This window comes from Rhodovulum bhavnagarense, from assembly GCF_004343505.1.
In the GTDB taxonomy this organism is placed as follows: domain Bacteria; phylum Pseudomonadota; class Alphaproteobacteria; order Rhodobacterales; family Rhodobacteraceae; genus Rhodovulum; species Rhodovulum bhavnagarense.
Genome location: NZ_SLXU01000002.1, coordinates 230,740 through 244,719 on the forward strand (window position 1 = coordinate 230,740; position 13,980 = coordinate 244,719).

The 13,980-nt window shown below is 64.3% G+C and carries 9 protein-coding genes and 2 tRNA genes; 7 read left to right on the forward strand and 4 right to left on the reverse strand.

The window, feature by feature from the left end:
* Positions 1–30: 30 nt before the first annotated feature.
* The 4 genes from EV663_RS04715 to EV663_RS04730 form a co-directional block, all read right to left on the reverse strand.
* A tRNA-Gly gene (locus EV663_RS04715) sits at positions 31–105 on the reverse strand.
* Positions 106–252: 147 nt separating this feature from the next.
* Positions 253–327 (reverse strand) — tRNA-Gly (locus tag EV663_RS04720).
* A gap of 156 nt (positions 328–483) precedes the next feature.
* Positions 484–870, reverse strand: a complete 387-nt coding sequence (locus EV663_RS04725; protein WP_132950632.1) for an MAPEG family protein — start codon at positions 868–870, stop codon at positions 484–486.
* A gap of 51 nt (positions 871–921) precedes the next feature.
* Entirely contained in the window at positions 922–4,365 is a 3,444-nt protein-coding gene (locus EV663_RS04730; RefSeq protein WP_132950633.1) for a pyruvate carboxylase, read from the reverse strand.
* Positions 4,366–4,621: 256 nt separating this feature from the next.
* Here EV663_RS04730 and EV663_RS04735 point away from each other — a divergent pair, with 256 nt between their 5' ends.
* The 7 genes from EV663_RS04735 to EV663_RS04770 all read left to right on the forward strand — a co-directional run bounded on the left by EV663_RS04735 (position 4,622) and on the right by EV663_RS04770 (position 13,971).
* Positions 4,622–6,985 carry an ATP-dependent helicase gene (locus EV663_RS04735; protein ID WP_132950634.1) on the forward strand — a complete coding sequence of 788 codons (2,364 nt, stop codon included), beginning with the start codon at positions 4,622–4,624 and terminating at the stop codon, positions 6,983–6,985.
* Positions 6,986–7,129: 144 nt separating this feature from the next.
* Positions 7,130–8,161, forward strand: a complete 1,032-nt coding sequence (locus tag EV663_RS04740) for a Hint domain-containing protein (RefSeq protein ID WP_132950635.1) — start codon at positions 7,130–7,132, stop codon at positions 8,159–8,161.
* A gap of 482 nt (positions 8,162–8,643) precedes the next feature.
* A complete protein-coding gene (locus tag EV663_RS04745; RefSeq protein WP_132950636.1) occupies positions 8,644–9,717 on the forward strand; it encodes an Mrp/NBP35 family ATP-binding protein in 1,074 nt (357 codons plus the stop codon).
* Positions 9,718–10,317: 600 nt separating this feature from the next.
* Positions 10,318–10,821: a division/cell wall cluster transcriptional repressor MraZ gene (gene mraZ, locus EV663_RS04755; RefSeq protein WP_132950638.1), complete on the forward strand. Its 504-nt coding sequence runs from the start codon at positions 10,318–10,320 to the stop codon at positions 10,819–10,821.
* Positions 10,822–10,824: 3 nt separating this feature from the next.
* A complete protein-coding gene (gene rsmH / locus EV663_RS04760; RefSeq protein WP_132950639.1) occupies positions 10,825–11,826 on the forward strand; it encodes a 16S rRNA (cytosine(1402)-N(4))-methyltransferase RsmH in 1,002 nt (333 codons plus the stop codon).
* Between the two features lies 1 nt (position 11,827).
* A complete protein-coding gene (gene ftsL / locus EV663_RS04765; protein ID WP_132950640.1) occupies positions 11,828–12,193 on the forward strand; it encodes a cell division protein FtsL in 366 nt (121 codons plus the stop codon).
* Complete coding sequence (locus EV663_RS04770) at positions 12,190–13,971, forward strand: peptidoglycan D,D-transpeptidase FtsI family protein (protein ID WP_132950641.1); 1,782 nt, start codon at positions 12,190–12,192, stop codon at positions 13,969–13,971. Before ftsL ends, EV663_RS04770 begins: the two co-directional genes overlap by 4 nt.
* Positions 13,972–13,980 lie beyond the last annotated feature (9 nt).

The window sequence follows — 13,980 nt, forward strand, 5'->3', positions numbered from 1 at the left end:
CTGACAAGACCTGTGTGCATTTCTGAAAATTGGAGCGGGCGATGAGATTCGAACTCACGACCCTTACCTTGGCAAGGTAATGCTCTACCCCTGAGCTACGCCCGCGTCCATTGGGTGAGGCGTGATGTATAAACTCGGGCCGGGGGCTGCAAGCGGAAAATTGCACGCGGGGCCCACAGTTGCGCCTGGGGGAGGATTGGCGCGCGACACCATGCCGAAACAAGAGGAAAAAGAATGATTTATGTGATTTTTTGGAGCGGGCGATGAGATTCGAACTCACGACCCTTACCTTGGCAAGGTAATGCTCTACCCCTGAGCTACGCCCGCATCCATTGGGTGAGGCGTGATGTATAAACTCGGGCCGGGGGCTGCAAGCGGAAAATTGCGCGTCGGGCAGAAAAAAACACCCCTATCCCGCCCGGCCGCAGCATGGGGCGGCGGGCGAGGAGAGGGGTATTTTTACCAAGAAGAAGGAGGGGCGGTTCAGAGCGCCGCATGCCCCACCAGGCCTGCTGCGGTCAGACCGATCATTGCCCAGCTCAGCGCGGTTCCGCCGCCCCGGCCGATGGGGGACTGGGGCGTGCGCGACATTCCCCAGGCATGACCCAGCCGCCCCAGCAGCAGCATGGCGCCGAGGAGGTGAAGCGCCCAAACCGGCGCGCCCTGCAATTCGGCCAGCAGCAACAGCACGAGCGCGAGAGGCGCGTATTCGTTAAGGTTGGCATGGACCCGTATCCGCCTCGAGAGCTCGACATCGCCGCCATCGCCAATGAATATCCTTGTCGATCCCCGGCGCTGGATCACGCGCAGTGACAGGTAGAGGTAGAGCAGGGCGATCAGACCGGCATAGAGGGCGGTGACGCTGGCCATGGCGGCTCCCGGTGAAGGGGCGGGACGGCGCGAGAGCCGCCCGCGCGGGGGTTACTCGAATTCGACAAGGAGGTCCTTGGCGTCGATCTGGGCGCCGGGCGTGACATGCACGGCCTTGACGGTACCGGCGCGTTCGGCATGCAGGCCCGTTTCCATTTTCATGGCCTCGATGGTCAAGAGAAGGTCGCCCTCCTGGACGGTCTGGCCGGCGGTTATCGCAACCGAGGCCACGGCGCCGGGCATGGGGGCACCAACATGGGAGGGGTTGCCCAGTTCTGCCTTGGGCCGCCTTGCGACCGTTGCCTTGGCCTTGCGGTCGGGCACGCGGATCACGCGGGGCTGGCCGTTCAGCTCGAAGAAGACCTTGGCCTCGCCATCCTCGGTGGTTTCGCCCAAGGCTTGCAGGCGGATTTCCAGCGTCTTGCCGGGGTCGATTTCCGCCGTGATCTCCTCGCCTGGTTCCATCCCGTAGAAGAAGGTGCGCGTGGGCAGGGTGCGCACGGGGCCGTATTGCTGGTGGCGCGCGGTGTAGTCGGTAAAGACCTTTGGATACATCAGGTATCCGTTCAGATCCTCGTTGTCGAATTTCAGGTCCTCGAACTGCGCCGACAACTCGGCGCGCAGCTTGTCCAGGTCGGCGGGCGGCACCTTGGCGCCGGGCCGCTCGATCAGGGGCTTTTCATCTTTCAGCACCTTGCGCACGATGGCCTCGGGGAAGCCGCCGGGCGGCTGGCCGAGATTGCCGCGCAGCATGTCGATGACGGAATCGGGGAAGGCCACGTCGCGCGCCGGGTTCTCGACATCGGCCCGCGTCAGGCCTTGGCTGACCATCATCAGGGCCATGTCGCCCACGACCTTGGAGCTGGGCGTCACCTTGACGATGTCGCCGAACATCTGGTTCACATCGGCATAGGTCTTGGCGACCTCGGGCCAGCGGTCTTCCAGCCCCAGGGACCGCGCCTGCGCCTTGAGGTTGGTGAACTGGCCGCCCGGCATCTCGTGCAGGTAGACCTCGGAGGCGGGCGCCATGAGGCCGGATTCGAAGGCGGCGTATTGCGTGCGCACCTGTCCCCAGTAGTCCGAGATCTCGCGCACCGCCTCGATGTCGAGCCCGGTATCGCGCGGTGTGTTGCGCAAGGCCTCGACGATGGACCCCAGGCAGGGCTGCGAGGTGCCGCCCGAGAAGGCGTCCATCGCGGCATCGACGGCGTCCACCCCGGCCTCGGCCGCGGCCAGGATCGTGGCGCCCGAAATCCCGCTGGTGTCATGGGTGTGGAAGTGGATCGGCAAGCCGACCTCTTCCTTCAGGGCCTTGAACAGCATGCTGGCCGAGGCGGGTTTCAACAGCCCCGCCATGTCCTTGAGCCCCAGGATATGGGCGCCCGCGTCCCGCAGCGCCTTGCCCATCTCGACATAGTATTTCAGGTCGTATTTCGCGCGGTCGGGGTCCAGGATGTCGCCGGTATAGCAGATCGCGCCCTCACAGACCTTGCCGGTCTCGATCACCGCGTCCATCGCCACGCGCATGTTCTCGACCCAGTTCAGGCTGTCGAACACGCGGAACAGGTCGACGCCGGTTTCGGCGGCCTGACGCACGAAGCCCTGCACCACGTTGTCGGGATAGTTGGTATAGCCCACCCCGTTCGACCCGCGCAGCAGCATCTGCGTCATCAGGTTGGGCATCCGCGCGCGGATGTCGCGCAGGCGTTGCCAGGGGCATTCCTGCAGGAACCGGTAGGCCACGTCGAAGGTCGCGCCGCCCCAGCATTCGACCGAGAAGAGCTGCGGCAGGTTATGGGCATAGGCGGGTGCCACCCGGATCATGTCGATGGACCGCATCCGCGTGGCCAAGAGCGACTGGTGCCCGTCGCGCATCGTGGTGTCGGTCAGCAGAAGCTGTTTCTGGTCCGCCAGCCAGTCGGCCACCGCCTGCGGGCCGAATTCATCCAGGATCTGGCGGGTGCCGGGGACGAAGGACTCGCGCCGGGTTTCGGGCGGGCGGGGCGTTTTCAGGTCGGCGGGCGGGCGGGTGCGGCCCTCGGTCTCGGGGTGGCCGTTGACGGTGACATCGGCGATATAGGTCAGCAGGCGGGTCGCCCGGTCGCGCCGCTTGGCGAACTGGAACAGTTCCGGCGTCTGGTCGATGAACTTGGTGTGGTACTCGTTCTTCAGGAAGGTCGGGTGCTTGAGCAGGTTCTCGACGAAGGCGATATTCGTGCTGACGCCCCGGATGCGGAATTCGCGCAAGGCCCGGTCCATCCGGGCGATCGCGGCCTCGGGCGTGGGCGCCCAGGCGGTGACCTTTTCCAGGAGCGAATCGTAGTAGCGGGTGATGACCGCGCCGGAATAGGCGGTGCCGCCGTCCAGCCGGATGCCCATGCCCGTCGCGCCCCGATAGGCGGTGATCCGGCCGTAATCGGGGATGAAGTTGTTCAGCGGATCCTCGGTCGTGATCCGGCATTGCAGGGCGTGGCCGCGCAATTCCACGTCATACTGGCTGGCGACGCCCGTGGCCTCGACCAGCGATTTGCCCTCGGCCACCAGGATCTGCGCGCGCACGATGTCGATGCCGGTCACCTCTTCGGTGACGGTGTGTTCCACCTGCACCCGGGGGTTCACCTCGATGAAGTAGAACTCGCCCGTCTCCATATCCATCAGGAACTCGACGGTGCCCGCGCATTCGTAGTTCACCTCTTCGGCGATCTTCTTGCCGAGATTGCACAGGTGTTCGCGCTGGGCGGGCGAGAGGTAGGGGGCGGGGGCGCGTTCCACGACCTTCTGGTTGCGGCGCTGCACCGAACAGTCGCGTTCCCACAGGTGATAGATGTTGCCCTGCTGGTCGCCGAGGATCTGCACCTCGACGTGACGGGCGCGCAGGATCATCTTTTCGAGATAGCCTTCGCCGTTGCCGAAGGCGGCCTCGGCCTCGCGCCGGCCCTCGCGCACCTTGTCTTCCAGCTCGTCAGGGCCGTTGATCGGGCGCATGCCGCGCCCGCCGCCGCCCCAGGACGCCTTGAGCATCAGCGGATAGCCGATCTCTGCGGCCTCCCTGGCGATGGCCTCCATGTCGTCGCCCAGCACCTCGGTGGCGGGGATGACGGGCACGCCGGCGGCGATCGCGACCTTGCGGGCCGACGCCTTGTCGCCAAGGGCGCGCATGGTTTCCGCCTTCGGCCCGATAAAGGCGATGCCGGCCGCTTCGCAGGCCTCGACGAATTCGGGGTTTTCCGACAGCAGGCCATAGCCCGGGTGCACCGCGTCCGCGCCGGACATCTTGGCGACGCGAATGATCTCCTCGATCGAGAGATAGGCCTGCACCGGGCCCAGCCCCTCGCCGATCTTGTAGGCCTCGTCCGCCTTGAAGCGGTGCAGGCCCAGCTTGTCCTCTTCGGCGTAGACGGCGACGGTGCGTTTGCCCAGTTCATTGGCCGCACGCATGATGCGGATGGCGATTTCTCCGCGGTTGGCGATGAGGATCTTCTTGAATTCGGTCAAGGGCTGGCCCTCCTTGGGGTCTGTCCGGCGAGGCCTGCGCGGGGCGGCGCTCGTGTCGTTCAAGGTTCACACAGGTATACGAGCGCCCTCGCGGGGTGCAAGTGGCCGATGGCAGAAGGCGCACAAGGCCGGGGGCGCCGCCCCCGGACCCCCGGGGTATTTGGGCCAAGAAGAAGGGGACGGCAGGGTAGAGTCTTTTGGAACATTTTGCGAACAATTCTTTAACTCAGCGCCGCGCCGCGCTAGGATGCGTGTCATGAGTCCGATCGACGACACCGATGCCTTCGAGGCTGCCGCCCGGCTGCCGCTCTCTGCCCGCGCCATGGCCGCGCGGCCCGCGCCCTATCTTGATGGGTTGAACCCGGCACAGCGTCAGGCGGTAGAGGCGCTGGAGGGGCCCGTTCTGATGCTGGCGGGTGCGGGCACCGGCAAGACCCGCGCCGTGACCGCACGGATTGCGCATCTTTTGAACACCGGCGCCGCCCGGCCGAACGAGATCCTGGCCGTCACCTTTACCAACAAGGCGGCGCGCGAGATGAAAGACCGCGTGGGCGCGTCGATGGGCCATGCGGTGGAGGGGATGCCCTGGCTGGGCACCTTCCATGCGATCTGCGTGAAGTTGTTGCGCCGGCATGCGGAACTGGCCGGGCTGAAGTCGAATTTCACCATCCTGGATACGGACGACCAGATCCGGCTGTTGAAACAGTTGATCGTGGCGGCGCAGATCGACGAGAAGCGCTGGCCCGCGCGGCAATTGGCCGGGATCATCGACCACTGGAAGAACCGGGCCTGGACGCCCGGGAACGTGCCCGCGGCCGAGGCGTCCGCGTTCAACAACCGGGGCGTCGAGCTGTATGCGGCCTATCAGGAGCGGCTGAAGACCCTGAACGCCGTCGATTTCGGCGATCTGCTGCTGCACATGGTCACGATCTTTCAGGCCCACGGGGACGTGCTGGACCAGTATCGCCGCTGGTTCCGCTATATCCTGGTCGACGAGTACCAGGATACCAACGTGGCCCAGTACCTGTGGCTGCGGCTGCTGGCCGGGGGGCATCACAATATCTGCTGCGTGGGCGATGACGATCAGTCGATCTATGGCTGGCGCGGCGCCGAGGTGGGCAACATCCTGCGTTTTGAAAAGGATTTCCCGGGCGCGCAGGTGATCCGGCTGGAACAGAACTACCGATCAACCCCACATATCCTGGCTGCGGCCTCGGGGGTGATCGCGGCCAACAAGGGCCGGCTGGGCAAGACGCTGTGGACCGAGGCGGAGGAGGGCGAAAAGGTTCGCCTGATCGGCCATTGGGACGGCGAGGAAGAGGCGCGCTGGATCGGCGAGGAGGCCGAGGCGATGGCGCGCGGCAGCCGAGGTCTGCGGCCCTACAGCCTGGACGACATGGCGATTCTGGTGCGTGCGTCGCACCAGATGCGCGCCTTCGAGGACCGGTTCCTGACCATCGGGTTGCCGTATCGCGTGATCGGCGGGCCGCGGTTTTACGAGCGGATGGAGATTCGCGACGCGATGGCTTATTTCCGCCTCGCCGTCAGCCCCGATGACGATCTCGCCTTCGAGCGGATCGTGAACACGCCCAAGCGGGGGCTGGGCGACAAGGCGCAGCAGAAGATCCAGACCATGGCGCGCACGAACGGCGTGCCGCTGGTCGAGGGCGCGCGTTTGCTGCTGGAGAGCAAGGGATTGACCGGCAAGGGCGCGACCGAGCTGCGCCGGTTGCTGGAGGGGCTGGGCCGCTGGCACGGCGCGGTTCTGGAGGCGCGCCAGAGCCATGTCGAACTGGCCGAGATCATCCTCGACGAGTCGGGCTATACCGCCCATTGGCAGAACGACAAGACGCCTGAGGCCCCCGGGCGGCTGGAGAACCTCAAGGAATTGGTCAAGGCACTGGAAGAATTCGAGAACCTGCAAGGGTTTCTCGAACATGTCGCCCTGATTATGGACAACGAGACCGAGGAGTGTGGCGCCAAGATCACCATAATGACGCTGCACGCCGCCAAGGGGCTGGAATTTCCCGTCGTCTTCCTGCCCGGGTGGGAGGACGGGCTGTTCCCCAGCCAGCGGGCGATGGATGAAAGCGGGCTCAAGGGGGTGGAGGAGGAGCGCAGGCTGGCCTATGTCGGCCTGACCCGGGCCGAGGAGGTCTGCACCATCTCCTTTGCCGCCAACCGCCGCGTCTACGGGCAATGGCAGTCGCAACTTCCCTCGCGCTTCATCGACGAACTGCCCGAGGCCCATGTCGAGGTGCTGACGCCGCCGGGGCTTTATGGTGGCGGTTACGGGGCGGCGGCGCCCGCGCGGGGCGGTATCGAAGAGGCTGCGACAGGGGCGGATGTCTACAATTCCCCGGGGTGGAAGCGGTTGCAGGCGCACAATACCACGCGCCCCATGGCGCAGCCACGCGAGAGCCGGCACATGGTCATCGATGCCGAGGCTGTGGCGGCCTTCGAGACCGGGGCGCGGGTTTTTCACCAGAAATTCGGTTATGGCACGGTGACCGGTATCGAGGGGGACAAGCTGGATATCTCTTTTGACAAGGCGGGTGCAAAAAAGGTGGTCGCGCGGTTCATCGTGGCCGCCGAGCGGGCGGACGACGTGCCGTTCTGAACGTGCCCCGGCAGAGCGGGCCACGACGCCTGGGCCGTATGAGGTTGCGAAGAATTTTCTGAACATGAGGGGCGAGGCGCTGGCCGCGCTTAACCTCCTCTTTGGCACACGGCTTGCAAGAGATGGGCAAAGAGGAGAATCTCAATGTCCGTTGCCTTCCAGGCTGTCGATAATGAATTTGCCGCCTCGACCGGGGCGAATGTTGGCAGCGATATCGGCGGGTCTGGCACGTCGACCGTCGATTATCCGCCTGACGCCACCAAGGATCTGCTGATCACCGCCAACGAGGGGGATAGCGACCCGTTCCTGTTCGATGTCGGTGATCGTTATGACCTGTCCTATGGCGGTATGGAGGGTGGGGTCACGCTGGCGGATGCGGTGGTGGTGCGATCGGATGCGTTGTCGGACGGCGGGCATGCGGTGGTGTTCGAGGGGCAGGATGAAAGCGGCACCGCGGTGCAGGTCGTCTGGACGCCCGGTTTTGACCTGGAACAGTGGTATTGGGACAATTTCAATTCCGGGAAAAGCTCTGCCTTTTACACATATGATACCGATGTGACGACGGCCTATGCCGCCCCGATCATCTGTTTCGAGGGCGAGACGAGGATCGACACGCCGCGTGGCCCGGTTCGTGCGGCCAGCCTGACGCCGGGCACTATGGTCGACACACTGGATCATGGGCCTCAGATGGTTCTTTGGGTGGGGCAGGCCGTGATGCGCGGTGTTGGGCGCATGGCCCCGGTGGTGTTTCCGGCTGGCGCGCTGGGCAATGATCGGCCGCTTGTGCTGTCTCAGCAACATCGCGTCATGCATCGTTCGTCCGGGGCCGAGTTGATGTTTGCCGCGGAGGAGGTTCTGATTCCCGCCCGCGCCTATGCCATGGCGGGGCATTCGGGCGCGCGCATTTGCGAAAGGCCGGTGGTCCGATATGTTCACATCCTGTTCGAACGGCACGAAATCGTCATGGCCGAAGGTGTGCCGTGCGAAAGCCTGTTGCTGGGCGATGTTGCCCGGCGCGCGCTGAATGCCGAAGCGTGGAACGAGATTCTTGCCCATTTCCCCGAGATTGACCTCGGGCCGGGCAGCGACATGCCGTCAGAGGCCGCCCGCCCGATCCTGCGGGTCTGCGAGGCGCGGATGCTCCTGGCGCCACGGCAGGTGGCGGTGGCGGTCTGAGGCAGCCCTGGTCGCGCTCTGAAAAAATCCACGCAGTCCGAACGAAAAGAGCGGCGTTACCCGGGAGGAGGCAACGCCGCTCTTGCTGTCGGTGACCTGAGGGAGGAGGTCGGTCACCGATCGGAAAAGGGACGGTGGTCGCCCCGTGACAAAAAAGCGGCGGCACCTGGGAGGAGGTAGGTGCCGCCGCGAGATGAGGAAACCCAGGGAGGAGGAGGGGTTTCCAAACCTCAAACCGAAGCGGACCATTCATCTGTCGGATGCGTTGCCCGCCTGTTGAACCCAACATAACGCGATGCTGCGCATGCACAATGGTTTGGGGGTGAAATGCCGCCATGCAGAAAATGCATAAGTTATCCTGACATAAAATTCGGCATTTACGGATTAACTGCCGCACATCCGGGCAAAGGTGAATCATGCTTGCCCTTTTTTCCATGTCGCCCAAGTAAATGAGAGCCGCAACAGACCGACAGGAGGTCCCCATGCCCGTCACCCGCGATTCCGTTCTTGCCGCTCTCCGCCGAATCAATCTGCCCGATGGAGGCGACCTGGTTTCGCGTGACATGGTGCGCGCGCTCAATGTCGAGGGTGGCACGGTGCGTTTCGTGATCGAGGCGGCCAATGCCGGGCAAGCCGCCGCTCTGGAACCGGTGCGCGCCGCCGCGCAGTCAGCGGTCGAGGCTCTTGAGGGGGTGGTGGCGGTGTCGGTCGTCCTGACAGCCCATGGCCCCGCGCCCCGCACAGCCCCGGCCAAGGGTCTCAAGATAGGTCAGCATCCGACGCCGCAGAAAGGCCCGGAAAATCCCGCCGGTATTGACCGCATCCTTGCCGTGGCCTCTGGCAAGGGCGGGGTCGGCAAATCAACGGTGGCCAGCAATCTTGCCGTTGCCCTGGCACGGCAGGGGCGCCGGGTGGGCCTGCTGGATGCCGATATTTATGGCCCGTCGCAGCCGCGGATGATGGGGGTGACACGCCGTGCGGCATCGCCCGATGGCAAGCGGCTTGATCCGGTCATTGCCCACGGGGTCAAGATGATCTCGATCGGGCTGATGATGGACGAGGGTCAGGCGGTGATTTGGCGCGGACCGATGTTGATGGGCGCACTTCAACAATTGCTGGGGCAGGTGAACTGGGGCGAACTGGATGTGCTGATCGTCGATCTGCCGCCTGGCACGGGTGATATCCAGTTGACCTTGTGCCAGCGCACCCACCTGACCGGGGCCATCGTCGTGTCGACCCCGCAGGACGTGGCGCTGCTGGATGCGCGCAAGGCGATCGACATGTTCGACAAGCTCAAGACGCCGCTATTGGGTCTGATCGAGAACATGTCCACTTATGTCTGCCCCAATTGCGGTCATGAGGCGCATATTTTTGGTCATGGCGGCGTTGCCGCCGAGGCCGAAAAGCTGGGGGTGCCTTTCCTTGGGGCGTTGCCTCTGGCGCTTGAGGTGCGGCGGGCGGGGGATGCGGGCCGTCCGGTTGCCCTGGACGAGGGGCCGGTGGCCGTGGCCTATGACCAGCTTGCCACGCGCCTGGTGGGCGGCGGGATGGCTTGAGGATCTTACGGGAATTCATGGGTCGGGCCGTTATGGCGGCTCGTGCCCTGCGAATCACCCTGCTGCGAACAAGCGGGTTTTTGCTGGAAAGACCGCGAAAATCGCCCTGCTGACCTCGTGATACATGCCCGTTGATGTCGGATTCAGGTAGTGTCCGGGAATTCGAGGGACTTCACTTTTGCGCTCTTGTTGTTGCTACATGTTGTGGAAGATGCCCTAGACGCGTCAATTTAAAGTGTTTGGCTGCGGTAAATTCGATAGGAATCTGATCTTTGCGATCCATCCTCCACGGCGCCTTATGGCTCGTGTCCTTGAAAATCAGTTGATTTCCATGAATTCCCATGTCATCCCTTATCCATCCGATGAGGACGGGCAGACGGCAGGGGCGCCAAGACCCCGATAGGCAAAGTCAGGTTTCATACAGGCACCCGCTTTCATCGACACAAGAGAGATCCGGCGCGTGGGCGAGCAGACATCCCCCCAGGTGGCACGCGCAGCCGGACACCCCAGAGTGGGACGAGGGCGGCGGATTGGGCAGTGGCAGCAGCTCAATCCGCCGTTTTCGCAAGCGGCGGGCGAAACGAAGGAGCATCGGGGCAGGTGGCGCGCAGGTTCAGAGGCGAAAGCCGCCACAAGGTGGATGGCAAGGGGCGGGTTTCGATCCCGGCCAACTTCCGCCGCGTGCTGGAAGCGTGCGATCCAGACTGGACCGATGGCTTGCGCCCGCAATTGGTGATCGTTTACGGCGACCACCGTCGGAAATACCTTGAATGCTACACGATCGAGGCCATCGACGAGGTCGATGGCAAGATTGCCGGCTTGCCGCGCGGTTCGATCGAGCGGCGGATGCTGGAACGGCTATTTCATGGCCAGTCCTTTCCGACCGAGGTCGATAATGACGGTCGCCTGGTCCTGCCGCAAAAATTGCGTGAAAAGATCGGGTTGGACGATTGGGCCTTTTTCATCGCCTCGGGCGACACGTTCCAGATCTGGAGCCCCGAGACCTACGAGGCCGAAGAAGTGGCCAAGACCGAGGCCTGGTTGGAGTCTCAGCCCGAGGATTTCGATCCCCTCTCGCTGCTTGACCAGCCAAGGGGGGCCTGATCCATGATCGCCGCGGACCGCCAAGGGCCCGACGATCCGCCCCACATTCCGGTTCTGCTGCGCCCCCTGCTTGAGGCGGTTTCGCCCGTTACTGGGGTTTGGCTGGATGGCACTTTCGGGGCGGGTGGGTATGCGCGTGGCCTTTTGCAGGCTGGTGCCCAGCGGGTGATCGGGGTCGATCGCGATCCTAGCGTGTTCCGGCTTGCCCAGGATTGGGCGGCAGAGTTCGGCGAGCGGCTGACATTGGTCGAGGGTACGTTCTCGCAGCTTGATCGTTATGCCGATCAGCCGCTCGACGGGATCGTGCTTGATCTTGGCGTGTCCTCGATGCAGCTTGACCAGGCCGAACGCGGCTTTTCCTTTCTGCGTGACGGTCCACTGGACATGCGCATGGGCCAAGAGGGGCCCTCGGCCGCTGATCTGGTGAACAATGCCAGCGATGCCCGGATCGCGGATATCCTCTATCACTATGGCGAGGAACGGGCCGCGCGCCGTATCTCACGCGCCATCGTGGCCGCCCGCGAAGTCGCCCCCATCGTGACCACCGGACAGTTGGCGGAAATCGTCGCCCGCTGCCTGCCCCGTCCAAAGCCTGGCCAATCTCATCCGGCAACCCGCAGCTTCCAGGCGCTGCGTATAGCGGTGAACGACGAATTGGGCGAGTTGGTGGCCGGGCTTGAGGCGGCAGAGAGGGCGCTGAAACCCGGTGGCCGCCTGGCGGTGGTGACCTTCCATTCCCTGGAAGATCGGATCGTCAAGAAATTCCTGCAAGAACGCAGCGGCGCGGGCGGAGGCGGTAGCCGTTATGCCCCCGAGATTGAACAGGACGCGCCGCGTTTCCGCCTTGTCACCCGTCGCGCCGTGGGCCCCGACGCGCCCGAACTGGCCGCCAATCCGCGCGCCCGTTCGGCCAAGCTGCGCGTGGCGGAAAGAACCGATGCCCCGGCCGGTCCGGTCGACCGCGCGAGGCTGGGCCTGCCCGCGATCATGGAAGGAGCATGCTGAGATGCGCAGCCTGGTTTATATCGTCACCTCTCTCGCGGTGATGGGGCTCGCATTCTGGGCTTATCGTGAAAACTACGCGACCCAGCAGGCGCTCGACGAGGTTGCGGGGCTGAACCGCGAGATCGGGCATTTGCGTGAACGTCTTGCGGTGCTGAACGCGGAATGGGCCTATCTCAATCGGCCCGACCGTCTTAGCGATCTGGCCGCGATGAATTTCGATCGCCTTGGGCTTGTTCCGATCGAGGCCGCGCGCTTTGGCGCCATAGACCAGGTCGCTTATCCGGCTCCCGAACTGCCCGTCCTGTCGCAACCGATTGCGTTGCGTGGCGTGCTTGCCGTCCCGGCCTCGGCGGAGGGCGCGCAATGATCCGTACCCCGCTGCGCCCGCTTGCCCGTATCCTCGATGCCCGCGCAAGGGGTGAAAGTCCCGACGCGATCGAACGTGAAAACCTGCGCCTGCGCCATGAACAGATGCGCGACCGTGACCGGGCACGGGCCGAGGGGCGGCTGCTGGTGCTGGGGGTCATTTTCATCGCGGCTTTCGCAACTGTCGGGGTCAGGATGGGCAGTCTCGCCGCCTCCGATCCCGCAGAGCCGCGCGTCGCCCTTGCCGAGGGGCCGGCCATCTTGGCCCAGCGTGCCGACATCACCGATCGCAATGGCAACATCCTGGCCACCAACATGGTGACCCATTCGCTTTATGCGCAGCCGCCGATCATGGTCGATCCTGCCCGCGCTGCCCGCGAACTGGCCGCGATCTTTCCCGATCTGGACGGTGAAGAGTTGCTGGAGGATTTTACCGGCAGCCGCAAATTCCTGTGGATCAAAAAGAAGATCAGCCCCGAACAAATGCAACAGGTGCATGATATCGGCGATCCGGGGCTGATGTTTGGCCCCCGCGAGATGCGGCTTTATCCAAACGGACCGCTGGCCGCCCATGTTCTGGGGGGGGCCAGCTTCGGGCGCGAGGGCGTGCGCTCGGCCGAGGTGGTCGGGGTCGCGGGCGTCGAAAGGACATTCGACGCATGGTTGCGCGACCCGGCCAATGGCGGCGCGCCGCTGCGCCTGTCACTCGACCTGTCCGTGCAGGCCGTGGTCGAACAGGTGCTATCGGGCGGTATGAAGATCATGAACGCCAAGGGTGCCGCTGCGATTTTGATGGAGGCCGGGACGGGCGAGGTGGTCTCGCTGGTATCTTTGCCAGATTTCGACCCGAACGACCGGCCTGCCCCGCTGGTTCAGGGCGATGCGTCTGACAGCCCGCTTTTCAACCGAGCGGTGCAGGGCGTTTATGAACTGGGCTCGACCTTCAAGACCCTGACGCTGGCCCAGGCGTTGGAAGAGGGGCTGGTCAGCCCCGAGACCATCATCGACACCAAGGGGCCCCTGGTGTGGGGCAAGTTCCGCATCCGCGATTTCCACGATTACGGCCCACAGCTTTCCGTTACCGATATTCTTGTCAAGAGTTCCAATATCGGCACCGCGCGGATCGCCATGCAGATCGGTGCAGAACGTCAGCGCGTCTTTCTCGACCGGCTCGGGTTTCTTGAACACACGCCGCTTGAGATGGTCGAGGCGAGCGGCGGCAAGCCGCTGATCCCGGCGAACTGGTCCGAATTGTCGACGATGACGATCTCTTATGGTCATGGCCTGTCGGCCACGCCCCTGCACCTCGCCGTGGCCTATGCCGCGATCGCAAATGGCGGGCGCAAGGTGTCGCCGACCCTGCTGGCGGGGGCGGGCACGCCCGGTGAAAGGGTTCTTTCCGAACGTACCGCCGAGCGGATGCGCGATATGTTGCGCGCGGTCGTGACCGAGGGAACCGCCAGTTTCGCCCGTGTCGATGGGTATCCCGTGGGCGGCAAGACCGGAACAGCGGACAAGCCAAAGCCCACAGGCGGCTATTACAATGACCGCGTGATCGCGACATTTGCCAGCATCTTTCCCGCCGAGGATCCGAAATACGTCCTGATCGTTACCCTAGACGAACCCGAAGATCGGATGGGTCCCGAACCGCGACGCACCGCGGGATGGACCGCGGTGCCGGTTGCCGCCGAAATCGTGAGGCGCGCCGCGCCGCTATTGGGGTTGCAGCCCGAGATTGAACCAGCCCCCGGCTTCGGGGTAACACTGACCGCGAACTAGGCGGGGCAG

What these genes read in the sequence shown, in the direction of transcription:
- EV663_RS04745 (WP_132950636.1), top strand. Translation starts at nt 8,644, where the DNA reads ATGCCCGTCACCCGCGATTCCGTTCTTGCCGCTCTCCGCCGAATCAAT.
- EV663_RS04770 (WP_132950641.1), top strand. Translation starts at nt 12,190, where the DNA reads ATGATCCGTACCCCGCTGCGCCCGCTTGCCCGTATCCTCGATGCCCGC.
- EV663_RS04735 (WP_132950634.1), top strand. Translation starts at nt 4,622, where the DNA reads ATGAGTCCGATCGACGACACCGATGCCTTCGAGGCTGCCGCCCGGCTG.
- rsmH (WP_132950639.1), top strand. Translation starts at nt 10,825, where the DNA reads ATGATCGCCGCGGACCGCCAAGGGCCCGACGATCCGCCCCACATTCCG.
- ftsL (WP_132950640.1), top strand. Translation starts at nt 11,828, where the DNA reads ATGCGCAGCCTGGTTTATATCGTCACCTCTCTCGCGGTGATGGGGCTC.
- EV663_RS04740 (WP_132950635.1), top strand. Translation starts at nt 7,130, where the DNA reads ATGTCCGTTGCCTTCCAGGCTGTCGATAATGAATTTGCCGCCTCGACC.
- EV663_RS04725 (WP_132950632.1), bottom strand. Translation starts at nt 870, where the DNA reads ATGGCCAGCGTCACCGCCCTCTATGCCGGTCTGATCGCCCTGCTCTAC.